Source organism: Pyruvatibacter sp., from assembly GCF_040219635.1.
Lineage (GTDB): Bacteria > Pseudomonadota > Alphaproteobacteria > CGMCC-115125 > CGMCC-115125 > Pyruvatibacter.
The window spans coordinates 366,250-384,897 of sequence record NZ_JAVJSC010000002.1; the positions used below are offsets into that span (position 1 = coordinate 366,250).

The 18,648-nt window shown below is 59.8% G+C and carries 18 protein-coding genes; 5 read left to right on the forward strand and 13 right to left on the reverse strand.

The window, feature by feature from the left end:
* Positions 1-10 precede the first annotated feature (10 nt).
* The 5 genes from RIB87_RS02840 to folK form a co-directional block, all read right to left on the reverse strand.
* Entirely contained in the window at positions 11-790 is a 780-nt protein-coding gene (locus RIB87_RS02840) for a pyridoxine 5'-phosphate synthase (RefSeq protein ID WP_350143285.1), read from the reverse strand.
* A gap of 63 nt (positions 791-853) precedes the next feature.
* The gene (pyrE, locus tag RIB87_RS02845) at positions 854-1,441 is read right to left on the reverse strand and encodes an orotate phosphoribosyltransferase (RefSeq protein ID WP_350143529.1); all 588 of its coding nucleotides are present in this window, start codon (positions 1,439-1,441) and stop codon (positions 854-856) included.
* 98 nt (positions 1,442-1,539) lie between these two features.
* Positions 1,540-3,747, reverse strand: a complete 2,208-nt coding sequence (locus tag RIB87_RS02850; RefSeq protein WP_350143287.1) for a RelA/SpoT family protein — start codon at positions 3,745-3,747, stop codon at positions 1,540-1,542.
* Positions 3,748-3,994: 247 nt separating this feature from the next.
* A complete protein-coding gene (gene rpoZ, locus RIB87_RS02855) occupies positions 3,995-4,435 on the reverse strand; it encodes a DNA-directed RNA polymerase subunit omega (protein WP_350143289.1) in 441 nt (146 codons plus the stop codon).
* A 178-nt stretch (positions 4,436-4,613) separates the two neighbouring features.
* Positions 4,614-5,141 (reverse strand): 2-amino-4-hydroxy-6-hydroxymethyldihydropteridine diphosphokinase, encoded by a 528-nt coding sequence (folK, locus tag RIB87_RS02860; RefSeq protein ID WP_350143291.1) that lies wholly within the window; start codon positions 5,139-5,141, stop codon positions 4,614-4,616.
* Positions 5,142-5,255: 114 nt separating this feature from the next.
* Between folK and RIB87_RS02865 the strand changes: the two genes are divergently transcribed.
* Both RIB87_RS02865 and RIB87_RS02870 read left to right on the forward strand, forming a co-directional pair.
* Positions 5,256-5,897, forward strand: coding sequence for a LabA-like NYN domain-containing protein (locus tag RIB87_RS02865; RefSeq protein WP_350143293.1), 642 nt, complete (start codon positions 5,256-5,258; stop codon positions 5,895-5,897).
* On the forward strand, positions 5,894-6,562 hold the full coding sequence (locus RIB87_RS02870; protein ID WP_350143295.1) for a uracil-DNA glycosylase: 669 nt from the start codon (positions 5,894-5,896) through the stop codon (positions 6,560-6,562). Before RIB87_RS02865 ends, RIB87_RS02870 begins: the two co-directional genes overlap by 4 nt.
* Here the strand turns inward: RIB87_RS02870 and smpB are convergent.
* A complete protein-coding gene (gene smpB / locus RIB87_RS02875) occupies positions 6,559-7,041 on the reverse strand; it encodes an SsrA-binding protein SmpB (RefSeq protein ID WP_350143297.1) in 483 nt (160 codons plus the stop codon). The two genes, RIB87_RS02870 and smpB, sit on opposite strands and share 4 nt — an antisense overlap.
* A 20-nt stretch (positions 7,042-7,061) precedes the next feature.
* Positions 7,062-7,940, reverse strand: coding sequence for a 4-hydroxy-tetrahydrodipicolinate synthase (gene dapA, locus RIB87_RS02880; protein ID WP_350143299.1), 879 nt, complete (start codon positions 7,938-7,940; stop codon positions 7,062-7,064).
* Positions 7,941-8,216: 276 nt separating this feature from the next.
* On the opposite strand from dapA, the gene RIB87_RS02885 reads away from it, so the two are divergent.
* A complete protein-coding gene (locus tag RIB87_RS02885; RefSeq protein ID WP_350143301.1) occupies positions 8,217-10,334 on the forward strand; it encodes a lytic transglycosylase domain-containing protein in 2,118 nt (705 codons plus the stop codon).
* On the opposite strand, the gene RIB87_RS02890 is transcribed toward RIB87_RS02885, so the two are convergent.
* Both RIB87_RS02890 and RIB87_RS02895 read right to left on the reverse strand, forming a co-directional pair.
* Positions 10,328-11,560, reverse strand: coding sequence for an APC family permease (locus tag RIB87_RS02890; RefSeq protein WP_350143303.1), 1,233 nt, complete (start codon positions 11,558-11,560; stop codon positions 10,328-10,330). The genes RIB87_RS02885 and RIB87_RS02890 overlap by 7 nt on opposite strands.
* A gap of 105 nt (positions 11,561-11,665) precedes the next feature.
* Positions 11,666-12,310 carry an SPOR domain-containing protein gene (locus tag RIB87_RS02895; protein ID WP_350143305.1) on the reverse strand — a complete coding sequence of 215 codons (645 nt, stop codon included), beginning with the start codon at positions 12,308-12,310 and terminating at the stop codon, positions 11,666-11,668.
* A 264-nt stretch (positions 12,311-12,574) separates the two neighbouring features.
* Here RIB87_RS02895 and RIB87_RS02900 point away from each other — a divergent pair, with 264 nt between their 5' ends.
* On the forward strand, positions 12,575-13,684 hold the full coding sequence (locus tag RIB87_RS02900; RefSeq protein ID WP_350143307.1) for a D-alanyl-D-alanine carboxypeptidase family protein: 1,110 nt from the start codon (positions 12,575-12,577) through the stop codon (positions 13,682-13,684).
* Positions 13,685-13,688: 4 nt separating this feature from the next.
* On the opposite strand, the gene RIB87_RS02905 is transcribed toward RIB87_RS02900, so the two are convergent.
* From RIB87_RS02905 to RIB87_RS02915, 3 genes are all read right to left on the reverse strand, one after another.
* A complete protein-coding gene (locus RIB87_RS02905) occupies positions 13,689-14,081 on the reverse strand; it encodes a BLUF domain-containing protein (RefSeq protein WP_350143309.1) in 393 nt (130 codons plus the stop codon).
* Positions 14,082-14,196: 115 nt separating this feature from the next.
* Positions 14,197-14,808, reverse strand: a complete 612-nt coding sequence (gene can, locus RIB87_RS02910; RefSeq protein ID WP_350143311.1) for a carbonate dehydratase — start codon at positions 14,806-14,808, stop codon at positions 14,197-14,199.
* A 48-nt stretch (positions 14,809-14,856) separates the two neighbouring features.
* A complete protein-coding gene (locus RIB87_RS02915; protein ID WP_350143313.1) occupies positions 14,857-16,743 on the reverse strand; it encodes an amidohydrolase in 1,887 nt (628 codons plus the stop codon).
* 111 nt (positions 16,744-16,854) lie between these two features.
* Here RIB87_RS02915 and RIB87_RS02920 point away from each other — a divergent pair, with 111 nt between their 5' ends.
* Positions 16,855-18,201 carry a sodium-dependent transporter gene (locus RIB87_RS02920; protein ID WP_350143315.1) on the forward strand — a complete coding sequence of 449 codons (1,347 nt, stop codon included), beginning with the start codon at positions 16,855-16,857 and terminating at the stop codon, positions 18,199-18,201.
* On the opposite strand, the gene RIB87_RS02925 is transcribed toward RIB87_RS02920, so the two are convergent.
* Positions 18,198-18,632: a DUF1801 domain-containing protein gene (locus tag RIB87_RS02925; protein WP_350143317.1), complete on the reverse strand. Its 435-nt coding sequence runs from the start codon at positions 18,630-18,632 to the stop codon at positions 18,198-18,200. The two genes, RIB87_RS02920 and RIB87_RS02925, sit on opposite strands and share 4 nt — an antisense overlap.
* Positions 18,633-18,648: the final 16 nt, after the last annotated feature.

Sequence of the window (18,648 nt, forward strand, 5' to 3'; positions counted from 1 at the left end):
ACGCTAAGCCCTACGCGGTGGCTACGTTACCGGTGCGGCGCGCTGAATCCATCAGCCCGCGCATCCGGCGGATGGTTGAATCAAGGCCGCCAAAAATGGCCTCGCCGATGAGGAAATGACCAATGTTAAGTTCCACAAGTTCAGGGATGGCTGCAATGGCGGTAACACCCTCAAACGTGATGCCGTGGCCCGCGTGCATTTCGAGGCCCATGTCGGCCCCTTCACGGGCAGCGGCTTGCAGACGCCTCAGCTCATGCGCGGCCGCTTCCGCATCCTGGTCAATCAGAGCGTCGCAATAGGCTCCGGTGTGAAGCTCCACCACCTGCGCGCCCAAAGCCTTGGCCACCGCAAGCTGCACTTTGTCAGGGTTCACAAAAAGCGATACCCGCATACCCGCATCCACAAGCTCACGTACATAGGGGGCCAGATGATTGTGCTGAGCAGCAGCGTCAAGCCCGCCCTCGGTGGTCAGCTCTTCGCGCCGCTCAGGCACGATACATACCGCATGGGGTTTGTGGTTGAGAGCTATGGCAAGCATCTCGTCAGTCGCCGCCATTTCAAGATTGAGCGGCAACGCCAATTCCTGCATCAGCCGGGCAATGTCATTGTCAGAAATATGCCGCCGGTCTTCGCGCAAATGAGCCGTGATACCGTTGGCCCCCGCCGCCGCGGCAATCAGCGCCGCGCGCACCGGGTCAGGATGCATCCCCCCACGCGCATTACGAATGGTGGCCACGTGGTCAATGTTAACGCCAAGGCGCAAAGGCGAACTGGTTGGTAAATTGGTCATGGGCTCAATCTGGTGTCACACCAAAGCAATGTCAAAGCGCACCGTCCGACTGCGCTGAGTGCGCTAGCTTTTGAGGTTACGGCTGCCGGGCTTCACGATGGGGATGGCTGCAAGTTCCGGTGGCACCTCGTCGGGCGCATAGCTTGGCACATCAAGCTGGGCCAGCGGCACCATCGGCACCCCAAGGTGAGCCTTGCCGCCTGACCTGTCCACAAAGCACGCCGCCGCCACCGGCTCCCCGCCGGCCTCGCGAATGGCCGCCAGACACTCCCGTGACGACAGGCCCGTGGTGACAATGTCCTCGACCATCAATACGCGTGCACCGGGTGCCAGCACGAAGTTGCGGCGGAACACGAACTTGCCTTCCTCGCGCTCGGTGAACATGGATTTAAGCCCAAGCTGCCGAGCCATTTCATAGCCGGGAATGATGGCACCAACAGCCGGTGCCACCACCACATCAATACCGCCCTTGACCGTCGCCTGAACCTTTTTTGCCAGCGCATTGGCCAGCCGCGCCGTGCGGGCCGGGTCCATGAAGACCTTGTTCTTTTCCAGATAAGTGCCCGAATGCCGCCCTGAGGACAGCACAAAATGCCCCTCCAGAAGCGCCCCGGCCGCGCGAAACTCGTCCAGCACATCCTCCAGTCCCATGGGGGCCGAAGTGCCTTCAACATCAATCGAGTTTCGAATGTTCTGTGAGTCTGTCATGGGCTGCTCAATAGCAAACTCGCCCCAAAATGAAAACGGGGTCAGCCATAGACCCGCTTTGCCGACGACACGCTCTTGAGGCCGCGCAGCCCGGTCAGCAAGCGCTCAAGATGCTGGGCGCTTTCAACACCAATATCGACTGTCATCTCATACACATCCGGCTTGCGGTCGGTGGTTGTCAGGTTTTCGATGTTTGCGCCGTGCTTGCCTGCAACGGTTGCCACCTCACCCAGCACGCCGGGCGCGTTGGCCAACACAAGCGCGATACGGGCGGGAAACTGCCGGTGCTCATCGGCGTCGATGTCCCATTTAACCGCGATCCAGCAATCAAGATCGTCGTCGTAGGCGGCCAGCGCCGGACTATCGATACGATAAACCTCAACGCCCTTGCCAGGCTGCATGATGCCGACAATCCGGTCACCGGGTATCGGCAAGGATACCGGCGACAGCGTGACGCTGGTGCCCACACCCGCCCCCGTAATGGGAATGGCGTCAGGGCGGCCGCGCGGCAGCGTACCGTCCTCGCGCGCGCGCTCAGAGCCGGCTGCAACCTTTGCCCCTTTGATTTTCGGGCGTCGTGATTTTTTCTCCGGTGTGAAATGCACAAGCATGGCCCGCACCACCGTCTCGACATTGAGCGTCGCACGGCCCACCTGCTCAAACAGGCTTTCAAGCGTTGACGCCGGCAGATCATGCACCACAACTTCGAGCGCAGCCTCATCCACCGGCAGGCCTTCCGTGCGCAGCGAGGCTTCGACAATGCCGCGCCCCAACCGCACATACTGCTCGCGCTCGGCGCGCCGTCTGTGTGCGCGGATAGCTGCACGGGCTTTGCCGGTGACGACAATGTCATCCCAACTCAGCGGCGGCACCTGCTGTCCGGTCGCCATGATCTCGACCTCATCACCGTTTTGCAGTTCAGATCGCAGCGCCATATGCCGCCCGTTCACCATCGCACCAACACACCGGTCGCCAATGTCAGTATGCACCGCATAGGCAAAATCAATCGGCGTCGCGCCGCGCGGCAGGGCAATCAGGCGACCCTTGGGCGTGAAGCAAAACACCTGATCCTGAAACATCTCAAGTTTGGTGTGCTCCAGAAACTCCTCCGACGTGGCGTCATGCTCAAGCATTTCCACCACTTCGCGCAGCCAGCGGAACGGAGCAACCAACTCGTCGGATGCGCTGACCGATTTCTTAGAACCGTTCTCCACATAGTCCTTGTAGAACCAGTGTGCGGCCACGCCGAACTCATCCACCTCGTGCATTTCAAGCGTGCGGATCTGCATTTCCACACGCTCGCGTTCAGGCCCCACAACGGTGGTGTGGATCGAGCGGTAGTTATTGCCCTTGGGCGTTGAAATATAATCCTTGAACCGACCCGGCACCATTGGCCACGCACCATGCAGGATGCCCAGCGCGCGGTAGCAGTCGTCAACGCTGTCCACCACCACGCGAAAGCCATAGATGTCGGAAAGTTGTTCAAGCGCAATCGACTTGCGCTCCATCTTCTTCCAGATCGAGTATGCCGTCTTGGTGCGGCCTGATACCCAGGCCTCGATACCGACAGCCGCCAGACGGCGCTTGATCTCGTCGGCAATACGCACCACAAGATCGCGGCTTTTTTCCTGCTTGAGGTCAAGGCGCGATTTCACCGCATCGCGCGCTTCGGGGTTAAGCTCCGCAAACGCCAGATCCTCAAGCTGATCGCGGAACCCCTGCATACCCATGCGACCCGCCAATGGCGCATAGAGGTCCATGGTTTCCTGCGCGATGCGGCGGCGTGATTCAGGTTTCCTGATGTGCTCCAGCGTGCGCATGTTGTGCAGCCGGTCTGCCAGCTTCACCAGCAACACCCGCACATCCTTGGCAACCGCCAGAATGAGCTTGCGGAAGTTTTCAGCCTGCTTGGAATCTTCGTTGGTAAGTTCAAGCCGCGTCAGCTTGGTGACACCATCCACAAGCTGCGCAATCTCCTCGCCAAACAGCCTGGCGATTTCCTCATGAGTGGCTTCGGTATCCTCAATCGTGTCATGCAGCAGCGCAGTCACAATGGTGGCCGGGTCCAGCTTGAGGTCCGTCAGGATGCCGGCCACTTCAAGCGGATGCGAAAAATACGGATCCCCCGATGCGCGTTTCTGCGACCCGTGCATCTTCATCGCGTAAACATACGCACGGTTCAAAAGAGATTCGTCGACGGCGGGATAGTAGGATTTGACCCGCTCAACCAGATCATACTGGCGGATCATCCTGCGCCGCTCGCGCGGCTTTTTCGCTACCGGCAGAACAGGCTGATTTATGTCCGCAACCCGAACAGAGGCGGATACGTCGGTTGAAGAGTCAGTGTTTGGAGGAACCGCAGCCTGACCGCCAGATGATGGCAATGGCGGCACCCCGCGAGCCGGAGAATTACCCAAGGCACCGGCACTGGCGCCCCCCTGAACAGGGTCTGCGCCAGGCTCAATCGTCCGGCTTTTTGCCGGTGGCTTTTTGGGCCTAGAGGTCCGGGTATTCCTCATCGCTGCCTGCAGGACGTTCTGCTGTCTTCTCGCCGGCATCATGCAGGGCGCGCAGCAGGTCTTCATCACTCATGTCGCGGCTACCAAAGCTGTCACCGGCGGGCATGTCATCCGCACGGGATTCCATACCAAGTTGCAGCGGAACGGCCACGTCACCGTCCTCGGCGCCATCTGCGTCAAAGTCTTCGCTCATGGCGTGGCGCTGAAGGCCCGCAATCACGTCCTCGCGCAGCTCCTGGCAGTCAACCGTTTCCTCGGCAATTTCACGAAGTGCCACAACGGGGTTCTTGTCGTTGTCGCGGTCAATGGTCAGCGCCGCGCCCGACGACATGGCACGGGCCCGGCGGGCCGACAGCAGCACCAGCTCGAAACGATTTGGGACTTTGTCGATGCAGTCTTCAACGGTAACGCGGGCCATTGGGGGCAACTCCTGAAAGACGGTTTTGCGCGGTTTCCCAGACAATTCAAGCGGATATCCGCGAGGCCTGAGAGACGCAAAAACCTCCCGCGTGAACAGCAAATGCTGCCCACGACGACGAGGCATTGGTTATTCGGTAAGCTCTAGGTACTCCTTGCACTGCACAAAAGCAAGTGTTTCAGCCCTGTGTCGCCACGATCCGGCGCGTTGCGGCGCGAGCAAAAACCGGCAGTCCGGCAGCCATTTGCCCGATATTCGGTGCCCCTGGCCCACCAGGTTGAAAGCCCGCCGCGAGATCAGCAAAGGGACGCAACACAAACGCCCTCTGAGCGATAGCGGGATGGGGCAATTGCAGGGCCACCGGCGCTTGCCACTGACCCGAGACATACCCGTACGCCAGCAGATCAAGGTCAATGACCCGCGCGCCCCACCGCACGCGGCGGCGACGCCCAAGCTGCTTTTCAACGTCCAGCAAGATGCCCAGAACCTGCTGTGGACTGCGCCGCGAGCGCGCTTCCCAGACACCATTCACAAACCTCGGCTGGCGAATGCCCCCCCACGGCTCACTTTCATACAGCGCAGATTGTGCCACCAGATGAATGCCACGCAGCCCAAGCAAGCGCGCAGCGGCAGCAATGCTCTGGCGCGGACTGCCCGCAGGCCCGGCCAGATTGCCGCCAAAGCCGATAAAAATCCGGTCGGCCATCACCTTTCCTGGTCTCCCTTTGCATTCACGGCAAACGCCCTATCTCCCGACCTATACAGCGCGGCTGATCTGGAGCCGACATATGCATTTTTGTTTGTTTTGGATAGACACCCGATGGCCACCGGAATCGATATTCACCCGTCCGAGCGTTTTGCATTGTTTATAGACGGTGCAAATCTTTATGCAGCCACCAAGGCGCTTGATTTCGACATCGACTACAAGCGCCTGCTGAATGCGTTCTCCCAACAGGGGCGCATGATCCGCGCCTTCTATTACACCGCCCTCAACGAGGAAGCTGACTACTCGCCGTTGCGCCCGCTTGTCGATTGGCTTGATTACAACGGCTACGCGATGGTCACAAAACCCACCAAGGAGTTTACCGACGCGCAGGGCCGCCGCCGAACCAAAGGCAACATGGACATCGAGATTGCCGTCGATGCCATGGAGCTGGCCGACCACATCGACCATATGGTGCTGTTTTCGGGCGACGGCGATTTTCGCGCACTGGTGGCCGCCGTCCAGCGCAAGGGCGTTCGCGTCACCGTCATTTCCACCATCCGTTCACAACCATCGATGATTGCCGATGACCTGCGCCGTCAGGCCGACCGCTTCATTGAACTTCAGTCACTGCAAGCCCTCATCGGCCGCAACACTGGTGCCAGTAACCAGCACGATGACCGCGACGATGAAGACGACGACAATGATGATGCCTATGAGTATGACGACGAGAGGGAACACGACTATGATCCCGCATGACCAGATCAAAGTCCGTTCCCGACATCACGCCTGCGCCGGAGCCTGACTACTCCTGCCCACATTGCCCACGCCTGGTAGCGTTCCATAAAGCCAACCGCGCCGCCCACCCTGAGTGGCATAACGGACCCGTCAGGTCATTTGGCGATGAGAAGGCACGCCTGCTCATCGTCGGTCTCGCGCCGGGCCTTCAGGGGGCCAACAAGACGGCGCGCCCCTTCACCGGCGACTACGCGGGCGACCTGCTGTATGCGACGCTTGAAAAGTTTGGCCTGAGCAAGGGCACTTATGCTGCCCGCCCTGACGACGGCCTGACCCTGCACAACACCATGATTACCAATGCCGTGCGGTGTGTGCCGCCGCAAAACAAACCAACACCGCTTGAGATTAACACCTGCCGCGCGTTCCTTGAGGGCCGCATAGAGGCTCTGCCGAACCTCACGCATATGCTGGCGCTGGGCCGTGTCGCTCACGAAAGCGTGCTGCGCATGGGTGGCTACAGACTTGCAGACCACCCGTTCGGGCACGGCAGCCGACACGCCCTTGGTGATGTGACCCTGTATGACAGCTACCACTGCTCTCGCTACAACACGAACACCGGACGTCTGACTACGCAGATGTTTGAAGATGTTTTCCGTCAGATCACGGACGATATGAGCAGTACCTAGCCGCGCTCGCGCATGATCCGCGCCTTGTCGCGCTGCCAGTCGCGCTTCTTGTCGGCCTGGCGCTTGTCGTGCGCCTTGCGGCCACGCGCCACCGCGAGTTCCAGCTTGGCGCGCCCACGCTCGTTGAAATAAACCTTGAGCGGCACCAGCGTCATGCCGTCGCGCTGCACGGCGTTGAAAAGTTTGGACAGTTCACGCGCATGAACCAGCAGCTTGCGCGGCCGGCGTGGTGCATGGTTGAAGCGGCTGGCGGCCTCGTAGGCAGGGATATAGCTATTGATGAGGTACAATTCGCCATTCTCGATGGACGCATAACTCTCGCCAATGTTGCCCTTGCCTGACCGCAGGGCCTTTACCTCGGTTCCCTGAAGCGCAATGCCGGTTTCCAACGTGTCGCCAATCTCATAGGCATGGCGAGCCTTGCGGTTTTCAGCAGCAATCTTGTACTGCCCCGCTGCCCCTTTTTTTGCCTGTGCCATTGTGCGTTTCCTTACAGCCTCTAGCTGTTGAGCAGACCTGCGTCTGACATTGCCTTGCGCACACGGTCTTCGCCCGCCGCAGATGCTGCCACCAACGGCAGACGCACACTGTTGGCGGCCAGCCCCAGCAGACTCACGCCATACTTTACCGGCGCGGGACTTGTCTCGCAGAACATCGCCTGATGCACCCCGATCAGCCGGTCCTGCATCGCCAGCGCGCGGTCGTAGTCTTTGGCCAGACACGCATTTTGAAACTCGGCGCACGCCGCCGGAGCCACATTGGCCGTCACCGAAATGCAGCCCACACCGCCCATGGCGTTGAACGCCAGCGCGGTGCCGTCCTCGCCGGAAAGCTGAATGAAATCAGGGCCGATGGCGGCACGGGTGTGCAACACCCGGTCAATCTCAGCGGTGGCGTCTTTCACGCCCACAATGTTGGGGTGCTTCGCCAGCCGCGCCATCGTCTCGACGCTCATATCAACAACGCTGCGCGGCGGGATATTGTAAATGAACAGCGGAATGTCAGCGGCATCCGCCACCGCCATGAAGTGCTGGTACATGCCCTCCTGCGACGGCTTGTTGTAATAGGGCGTAACCACAAGCACCCCGTCCGCCCCCACCTGTTTGGCGTGGCGGGTAAACTCGATGGCCTCCACCGTGGAGTTTGAGCCGGCACCCGCCATGATGGGAATGCGGCCTGCCGCCTGCTCCACAACAATCTCCGTCACCCGCATGTGTTCATCATGGGTCAGCGTCGGGCTTTCGCCGGTGGTGCCACAGGGCACAATGCCGTGGGTGCCTTGCTCCACATGCCAATCCACAAGGCCCCGCAGCGCTTTTTCGTCCACGGCCTCACCGTCAAAGGGCGTGATAAGGGCGACGATTGAACCTTTGAACATCGAACTTGTTCCTGAGTGACAGCAGCGCAAAAAATTGAAGGTGCAGGCCGTATTCGGCGTTGTTGCACCAAGGGCGCGGACATTATGTGAACCCACCGGCTACCGCAACGTTAGTTCACGCAGGGACGCCTTGCAGCAGTTGCATAAATGGCAGGATACAATTCATTACGAACCCGGCATTTCCATCAAGCGTCGGACATATTTCAGGTCTATACTGGTGATCCCCCCTGATCCGGAGAGATGGCGTTGTTCCCAGTTCTGCGTTCCCCCCGCCCTATGACGACCCTTAGCCTCGCGATACTTGCCTCAGTGCTTTTGCTGCCCGCCACGGCTTCCATTTCCTTTGCCCAGTCGCAAACCCCTGCTGTGCCCTCCGCCCGCCCGACACCGCCTGCCATTGATCCGGGCGCAACGGTGCCGCTGCCCGGTCTTAACCTTACCCAGTCCGACTATGCGCTCGTGCAGGCCGCTCTGGCCGATGCGCAGGCCGGAAACTGGACAGCCGCCAACACCAGCGCGGCCCGCATTCGCGATGAGACCGCCCGAAAAATCATCCGCTGGCTGGAGCTTCAGGACAAGAATGCCGGCAACAGCCACGCCGAGATCGTGTCGTTTCTCAATGCCAATCAGGACTGGCCCCGCCGTGACCGGCTGGAGCGCCGCGCTGAACAGGCCCTGCTAGACGAAACGCGCGACAACGGAGCAATCCTATCCTGGTTCGACATGAACCCGCCGATCACCGGCGAAGGCAAAATACGGTTTGGCGACACGTTGATTGCCGCCGGTGACGCACAACGCGGCGCTGACATGATCCGCGCCGGCTGGATTGAACACGATTTTGAAAGCACCCGCGAAGCCCAGATTGTACGCCAGTATGCATCCGTCCTCAGGCGCGAAGACCATATCAGCCGCCTTGACCGCCTGTTGTGGGACAATGACGCAACCGACGCCCGCCAGATGGCATCACTGGTAGGGGCTGAACAAGCCGCTCTGGCAGAAGCACGCATCCGCCTCATCAACCGCAGCGCAGGCGTGGACGCCGCGGTGAATGCCGTGCCCGCCAGCCTTGCCGACAACCCCGGGTTACTGTTCGAGCGCGCCCGCTGGCGCCGCCGTAACGGTGCCCCGGACGACGCCGTACCGCTGATTTTGCGCGCCCCCACAACAGCCGATGAAATGGTGCGCCCGGACGAGTTCTGGCGTGAACGGCATTTGCACGCCCGCAGGCTCATCAAGGAGCGCGACTATCAGACCGCCTACAATCTGGTTCGCGGCCACGGCATGTCGGCTGGCGTTGATTTTGCCGAAGGTGAATGGTTGTCAGGCTGGCTGGCGCTACGGTTTCTCAATGATCCGACAAGTGCCTATTTCCATTTCCGCACACTGCTGAACAATGTGCAGACCCCCATCAGCCAGGCGCGCGCCGCCTATTGGGCGGGTCGCGCTGCCCAGGCGGATGGCCGCATGGAGGACGCTGCATTTTACTATCAGCGCGCGTCCGAGCACGACACGACATTTTATGGTCAGTTGGCCCGCCAGTCGCTTTTGGGTGGCGACACGTCTCTCAACATCATTGCGACATCGAGCCAGAAACCTCAGACCTTCACAACGTCGAGCGCGGCCAACGCCATGAAAATGCTGAACGCGCTGGGTGAGGAGCGCCTGGTAACATCGTTCTTCTACCACCTGTCGCGGTACTTCACCGATGCAGGCGATCTGGAAGCTATGGCAAGCTGGCTGTTGCAGGCAGGACGCCCCAACCTTGCCGTGCGCACGGCCAAGGTTGCATCCCGCATAGGCATCGAGCTACCGGACTATGCCTATCCGGTAAACGCGCTGCCGAATGTAGTGTCCGCCGGGTCGCCTGTGGAGCGCGCCCTGGCGTTCGGCATCTCACGGCAGGAAAGCGAGTTTGATCCCCAGGCGGTCAGCCACGCAGGTGCACGCGGACTGATGCAGCTTATGCCGGCAACAGCACAGCGCACAGCGCAGGCCTACGGTCTGCCCTACGACCGCGCCCGCCTGCTGACAGACCCCGCCTACAACGCACAGATCGGCACAACCCACCTGGGTGATTTGCTGGATGAGTTTGGCGGTTCTTACGTGCTCACCATTGCCGCCTACAATGCCGGTGGCGGACGCGTGAACGAGTGGATCGCCACCTATGGCGACCCGCGCACGCCGGGCATAGACCCCATCGACTGGGTTGAGCAGATCCCGTTTTCGGAAACCCGCAACTACGTACAGCGGGTTCTTGAAAACACACAGATCTACCGCGCCCGCCTTGCTGGCGGCCCGGTGCCGGTCGAACTAGTGAGAGACTTGCACCGCGCAGGCATTGTGCCCTCAGCACCACCCGCAGCCGTGCCGATAGCGCCCGCCCCTGCTCAATAAAACAGCGGCGCAACCTGCTGGCCTGCGCCAAAAACAAAGAGGCCAAAGCTTGCCAGCGCACCGACAACGGGCACGGCTATGGGCACGCGGAACCCGTCGTGCCGATCGTCCGGTCGGCGGCGCATGACCAGCAACGCCACATTGACGCTGGTGAACACCAGCAGCACCGCCAGTGATGCATATGATGCGAGTTCAACGATCGGCAGCGATATGGCAAAGACCAGCACAATCGCCATGACAACAAGTATCGCAACGTCAGGCGTCCGCGTGCGCGCATTCACATGGCCCAGAATGGCCGGAAGCCGCCCCAGACGAGCAAGCCCATAGATCAGGCGCGAGGCCATGATGATCTGAATGAGGGCTCCATTGACGACGGCAAGAATGGCGATGCTGCTGAGAATATCCGCATTGCCGCCGCTGGCCCCAAACACAAGCGCAAGCGGCGCGTCGCTTTGCGCCAGAACTTCAGGAGCGATGGTCAGTACCGAGACAATGGCCAACGCGATATACAGACCGGTGCTTATCAGCAGGGTCGCAATAATGGCGCGCGGTATTGATCGGTCCGGCTCGCGCACTTCCTCGGCCATGTTCACAATGTCCTCAAAGCCGATAAACGCAAAGAACGCCAGCACGCTGGACGACAAAACAGCAAGCCAGACGATAGCGTCCAGCCCCGGCCACATCTCCGGCAACGCTGCAGGCAGGTTTCCAAATGAGGGAAGCCCCGCTCCAATCACCAGCAAAAGCCCACCGATCTCCAGCAGTGTTGTCAGCGCCACAACAACAAGTGACTGGGCAACCCCCCAGAACGTGATGGCCCCCAGAACGGCCACCACGCCAACAAGCGTGAAGATTGTAGGCACGGCAACAAGCTCGTTGAGATAGCCCACGAAACCCAGCAGCACAGCCGCCGCAGAGCTTACGCCTGTAAAGACCACCAGCAGGCCAACACCCAACGTCACCCACGGCAGACCAAAGCCGGCATTGACGTAAGTCGCCTCGCCCCCGGCCCTGGGAAACCGCGTTGCCATTTCGGAATACGACAACGCAGACAGACCGGCCAGTATCCCGGCAATCAAAAACGCAACCGGCGCCGCCATACCCGCTTCGCCGGCCACCTTGCCCACGAGCACATAAATGCCCGCGCCCACCGTTACACCAACACCGTAGAGTGTCAGCAGGACAGGCCCGACAGCGCGCTTGAGTGTATCGGGTGTTTCAGACATGGCCATTGTCCCCAGCCCTTGCACAAACAAAAAAGCTTGCCGCATCAACCCCATAAAGAGCAATGCGGCAAGCTGAGCAGGACAGTGTCAGACCTGGATCTGTGCTTAGAGCTGGGTGGCGGAAACAATCATGCAGTCAGCTGCAGCAATCCCAAGCGTAGCGCAGGCAGTTGAGGCTTGCGGCAGGGTTTCAAAGCCACCAATACGAAGGCGATGGAATACGCCGCGGCTGCCAAGATCAACGGGCTGCACATACAGCGTATGTTCCGTGAGAACGGAACCATATTGCGCATTGGCGGTTTCAAACCCGCGCTGGGCGTTTTCAGCCGACGCAAACGAGCCAAGCTGCAACGCAAATCCGGGATCAACCACAGATGCCGCTGCCCGGGAATTATCGGAATGGTCAGCAACAGGCGCACCGGAAAGTGCCCCCGCCACCACATCAGGACGACGGGTAGGAATAATGCTTCTGGGGCCAGTGCCGGTTGTCGCAGCTTCAGGCAACGCGGCCGTCACCAGCACGTCGCCCTCGTCGACTGCAATCACCGCTTCAATAAGCGAGGTGAGCATCTGGCGATCATAGGAGCCCAGTTCTTCGACAACTTCTTCTGCGTGGGCCTTGCCTGCCATGCCGACAACCAGCGCAAACAAAAGCGCCGCAGCCAAAGCAGTGTTGATGGCTTCGCGGGACGCGACAAGCCGACCAAACCAGCCGTGGCTCAAAATACCGATGTCAAAATACATGCGCATGGGGCCTCTCCCCGAAATGGAAGTACAGGCCTATGCTCGTTGAACGGGGTAAAGGAAGTGTTGCCAGAATAAGGTGTTTTACAGGCACCTGCTGTGCAGCCAAATATGGGGGCCAATCACATAACCGCCCCATTCCCACGCCCCAATGTTGCATTATCGGAATGCCGAGCCGGTATAATTCACCCAACTGACAGCTTTTTAAGTGGATTGTAAGGTTAGCGGGTAAATCTTGTGTCACCACACACCAACCGGGAACCGGCGGTTATGCACGTTCTGGCAAAATATATTTTAGTTGGCTTAGCCACGCTGAGCACATCACTTGCGGCTGGCGGCGCGGCCAATGCTGCCGCATCAGCCGTTGTGCTGGACGCGCGCAATGGTGATGTACTTGTGGCGGATAATGCAGACACCCGCCAGCCCGCCCCGGCCCTGCCCAAGCTGATGACCATCTATCTGATGTTCGAGGCGTTTGAAGCCGGCACGGTGAAGCCCGACACAAATATTTTCGTATCCGGCCAGGCAATTCGCCAGCCGATACCATCACTGGGCCTCGACCACTTCGATACCATCAGCGCAGGCGATGCGCTTAACGCCGTGCTGGCCGCCTCCGCCAACGATGCGGCCGCCGTGCTGGCAGAGTTTCTGGCCGGCTCGGAAGCCCGTTTCGTTGAAAAAATGAATGCCAAGGCAAGCGAGCTTGGCCTGACCAACACTAGCTTTGCCAACATCTCCGGTGCACCGCACCCGCAGCAGTTTTCCACACCGCGTGACATGATCCGTTTTTCGCTTGCGCTGATGCGCAGCTACCCCGAACGCGCCAAAGGTCTGGTCGGCACCAGCTTTGCCTGGAAAGGCAAAACCTATGAAGGCCCGCGCAACTTTTTGAGTGCCCTGTCGGGAAATGCTTCTGCAACGCCAGCCACCACCCCCGTGCAGCCAGCCGTCAACCGCGCGCAAACAGGCCGGGCCGGCGACCGCGACGTTATTGCGGTGGTATGGAACGCACAGACCCCGGCCGCTGCTGATCAGATGATTGTCTCTGCACTCAACGCCGCTCAGGCGGGCACCATTGCAGCAGGGCCAACACCTGCTCTGCCTGCTACTGACCCCATCCAGACCGCAGGCGTATTGCCCGGCACATGGGGTGTCCAGCTTGGGGCGTTCTCGACGCAAGCCGCCGCGCAGGCACAGCTTGCAACAGCCGCAAAAGCCGCCCCGCAACTCGCCAACGCCACCCTCAGGGTTGAGCCGCTGCAACGCGCAACCGGCACGCTGTATCGCGCAAAATATCTGGGTGTGGATGAAGCAACGGCGCGCGGCATCTGCCAGACGCTCAAAGCAGCAGGCGCTGCGTGCATTCCGCTGTCAAACTAGGCCCCTAGTAAACCAGCCCAACAGCCTCAGCGGTAAGCTGCGAACAAAGCCCCGATGCCAGCACCGGCAACGCCTGCTCCAACCGCCGCAATGAATCCGCATCCGCCTGACGCACAGCCAGCGGCGTGTCGGCAAACGCCCGCAAATGAACGTCGCGCTTTTGCAGCAACACCATGTTGGTGTGACGGTAGTCGCTTTCCAGCCGGTCAATCAGTGAGTGGATCTGTGCATGTGGTCCTTCAACAACCTGCACAAAACCGCCCCGCCCGGCGAGTAAAAGCCCTGTAATGTCATCCCGCACATTGTTGCGGCGGGCACAGGCTACAAGCGCCGACAGTTCATCAGGCGCATAGGGCGCTGCGACATTGCTTACATAGGCCAGCTGGCAGAAAGCCATCGGAATCTCGCACAATGATGAGCGGTCAGCATGAACCGCAAATCAAACTCTGCGCGCCAATAGTATCCAAAAGGTAAACAGACGCACCAAACCAGGATTTGTGGCAGGCGCGTCGCTACCGGGCCTTTAGACCGTCAGCAGTATGCGTGCACAGATCATGTATGATCCCGTCCTTGATGGAATACACCCAGCCATGAACCTCAATGGGGTTATCGCGCTCCCAGGCGTGACGCAGGATCGTTGTGTTGGCCACGTTGCGCACCTGCTCAATTACATTGAGTTCGCACAGCCGGTCCACCTTCTGTTCCTCGCTCATGTCAGGCGTAAAGTCAGAGGCATACAGGCGGTGAACATCCCGGATGTGGTGAAGCCAGTTGTCGATCAGTCCGTGATCCGCTTCGTCGATTGAGGCACGCACACCGCCGCACCCATAGTGACCGCACACAATGATGTGCTTTACGCCCAGCACTTCCACCGCATACTGAATAACCGACAGGCAGTTGAGGTCAGACGGCACCACTACGTTGGCAATGTTGCGGTGAACAAATACGCCACCTGGCCGCAGATCAATGATCTCGTTCGCAGGCACCCGGCTGTCCGCGCAGCCTATCCACAAAAACTCCGGGTTTTGCTGGTCGGCAAGTGATGAAAAGAAGGCCGGGTTTATGCTCTTCATGCGTTCCGCCCAAAGGCGGTTACGCACAAAAAGGTCAGTGATTTTTGTCATGGCAAAGCATATGCCCGAAAAGGGGGAGGACGAGTACCCATAGCACCATCAGGCAACAAAAACCCTGCGCCCGCCTGTCCATGTCTCCAGCACACGGATAGCGGAAATCTCGTCTTCCGGCACCATGCGCGGGTCTTTCTCCAGAATGACAAAATCAGCGAACTTGCCCACTTCAAGCGTCCCCACCTCGTGGTCTGAGTGGCATTGCCAGGCTGCCGTGCGTGTCAGAGCTACAATCGCATCTTCCACACTCACCCGCTCGTCCGGGTTGAGCACACTTTCAGGCTCCTGCCACATGCGCCGGGTGACAGCATTTTCAATGCAGCGCAATGGCCCCATTTCCGTCACCGGCTCATCAGAATGCACCGTCCACGGAATACCTGCCTCATCGCACGAGCGCGCCCGCCCAAGCAGGTCTGATTTCTCCGCCCCAAAAATCTCATCCCTGAACGCCTTGCCCCAGTAGTGCACATGCCCGATGAGAAAACTTGGCGACAGGCCCAACTCAGCCATCCGCTTGATCTGCTCGTCATGCAACACCGAGCAATGCTCAATGCGGTAGCGCATGTCGCGTGGCGCACCCGCCGCGTAGGCCGCTTCAAACGCATCCAGTGCATTATCAATCGCCTTGTCGCCATTTGCATGAACCACAACCTGCCAGCCCTCAAGCGCACGGCGCGTCACCTGCTCTTTAAGCTCCTGCGCCTCCACATAGGCCAGCCCGTTAAAGTCGCGGCCCAGATACGGCTCGCGCTGTAACCCGGTGCGGCCCTGGTTGGAGCCGTCAGACACAAACTTCCAGCCGGTGGCGCGGGCGTATTCATCACCATCGCCAAACGTCACAGTGAAGTCCGGCTGATCCCACAAATGCGCCACCGCGCCAAACAGCGAATAGCGCAGCCGCGTCGTCATATGGCCGGACCTGGCAAACGCCTTGAAGGTATCAACCTCGCCCCTGCCCTGAAAACTGCCGGCACCCTGATCGCAGAACGTTGTGATGCCAACACTGTTGGCCTTCTCACACACAGCCTTGCAGGCGGCAGGAACATCATCCAACGCCATGGCGGTCATGTTGTGCGACACCACCTGGCTAAACGCGGCCCCCCCCTGGCACACGCCATTGAGCGACCCATCCGCGTTGCGCCCAAACGCTGCCCCATCGGGGTCAGGCGTATTCTCATCAAGCCCAGCGATCTTCAGCGCCGCTGAATTGGCGTAGGCAATATGCAGTGAAGCATTGAAAACAACACACGGCACATCGCCGGTGGCAGGGTCGAGCAGATCGCACGTCAGGGCATCCGGGCCATCTTGCAACGACGGGTCGAACTGCCGCGCCATTACCCATTCTCCGGGCTTGGCGGCCAAAGCAAGTTTGCCCACGCGCTCCACCACAGCATCCACGGTGGGGCACGCAATGGCGCCTACGTCTTCCAGCCCCGCCAGCATGGCAATCATAAAGAAGTGCATATGCGGTTCGATGAATCCGGGCAGAATGGTTTTGCCCCTGGCATCCACCACTGTTGCATCATCAGGCATGGCCGCGCGCACATCGTCGAGCGTCCCTACAGCGACAATCTTTCCGTCATGCACCGCCAGAGCTTCGGCAACAGAGAAACCCGCATCGGCAGTTATGACCGTTGCATTTGCAAAAATGGTGTTGGCAACGGCAACAGGCGGCACACCCAGCCTGTCGTTTCGCCAGGCTGCGGCATTCGTCGCAGCAGCCATATACGGCAGCGACAGTATGCCGACTTCGCCCATCTCTGGTGCGCAACACGGACAGCCAAACAGGTCATTTTCCAGCAGGTGTGCATTGTGCCCCTGCACCACATCGTGCCCCTGCACGACATTGTCATGCCCTACATGCGCATCATGACTGCACCGCGCGCTGGCACACACATCGTCCACCACCGGCTTGTCGAGAATATTCGCCATAGACCTCTTGCCCCCAGTCCCGCTTATTGCGTTATTGTTTAGCTTCAACACTGCCACGGGCGACCCTTGCCATAAAGTCCCCCGTGCATTTGGCCGGAAAAAGCGCCGCAAATGAGTATCGCTACCTCAACACCCACTTTGCCCCACTGGTCGTCGCGGCTGATGTTTATTTTTGCCGCGTCCGGCTCCGCCGTCGGCCTCGGCAATATCTGGAAGTTTCCTTACATTGTCGGCGAGAACGGCGGCGGTGCATTTGTGTTGCTCTATCTCGCCTGCCTCATCGGGCTGGGAGTGCCGCTGTTGATCGGCGAGATAATGATCGGCCGCAAGGGTGGCGAATACCCAGCGCGCGCCTTTTTGCGGACCGCAAAAGAAAAAGCCATGTCATCTGCCTGGGGAGGGCTTGGCGCTCTGGGCGCACTGATCGCGCTTCTTATTCTGGCGTTCTACAGCGTCGTCTCCGGGTGGGTCGGCATTTATGCGGTGGATTTTGGCATCGCCGCCCTGGGAGGCGACGCCGCGCGCAGCGGTGCAGACGCATTTGGCGCGATGTTGGCAGACCCGGTCCTGCAACTCATCGCCGTCACCATCATCACCATAACGGCGGGCATCGTGGTGTATTTCGATGTCACACGCGGCGTGCAGAGCGTCATGCGCTATGTCGCGCCCCTGTTTGCTGTTCTGCTGATCGTCATGCTGGTGCTCGTCGCCGCCAACACCGGCGAGTTTGGTGCAGCCCTCGCCTACATGTTCGCCCCTGATTTTTCAGCCCTGTCCCCCGCAGCGTTCGGTGAGGCACTGGGCCACGCTTTCTTTACCCTGAGCGTTGGCATGTGCGGCATGTTGATTTACGGCGCGTATCTGGATGACGGTGCCAACGTGCCGCGCCTTGGCTTTGCTGTTGCAGCTATCGACACGGCCATTGCGTTTGCAGCAGCTCTCATCATATTTCCCATCGTTTTTGCGTTTGACCTTGAAGCCAGCGCGGGACCGGGCCTGCTGTTCATTGCATTGCCTCAGGGCTTTGGGCTTCTGCCCTCGGGCAACTGGTTGGGCTTTGCCTTCTTCACAGCCACATTCCTCGCCGCGTTCTCATCACTCATTGCGCTGCTCATCATCGCGCGCCACTGGATAGATGAAGTCACACCGCTGGGGGGCGCGGGTGCAACTCTGATAGCAACAGCACTCACATGGCTGGGTGGCATGGCTGTAACCCTCTCGCTCAATGCGTGGGATCACATCACGATACTGGGGCTTGGCCTGCTTGATTTCCTCGATGAAACCACGTCCGCCTGGTTGCTGCCTGCCAGCGGCCTGGGCATGGCCATCTTCGCCAGCCGCGCCATTGTGCCGGGACTGGGTGATGGTCCCGTCAAAACGTACCTCACCATCTGCCTGCGCTACGTCGCGCCGCTGGGCATTGTTATTCTGGTGGTGTCAAAGTTTGTCGATATCTAGCGCGATGCAGCCTTGTTGGCCGCACGTTTGGTCGCGTGATAGCTCAGCGCCATCGCGATGCAATGCCGCAGTTCGGCGTCGGGAAACGGCTTCCTGAGATCAACAAGAAGTGCGCGGTTGCCTTCAAACCCGAACGCATCCGCATAGATTTCGCGAAACGTCTCAACAAGCGTGGTCTGGCAATGAAAATAGAGCCCCAAAAGCGGTGGGTTGGCACTTGCCACCCCCATGCGCACAGTGGTGCCCACGCGGGGTCTGGCTGGCAGAAATGACATCTGCCCCCACTTGAGCGTCTCAACCACGCCACCCGTCGCAGCAATGTCAGCAGCAACCTCATGAACCAGTGTCCGTATGCGGGTAAGAGCAGGCTTCGCCGCCTTGGGTGCTGCAGCCAGAACCGCATCAAAGTCTGCATTTGGTTTTTTGCTCATCCCACAACCCTAAGTC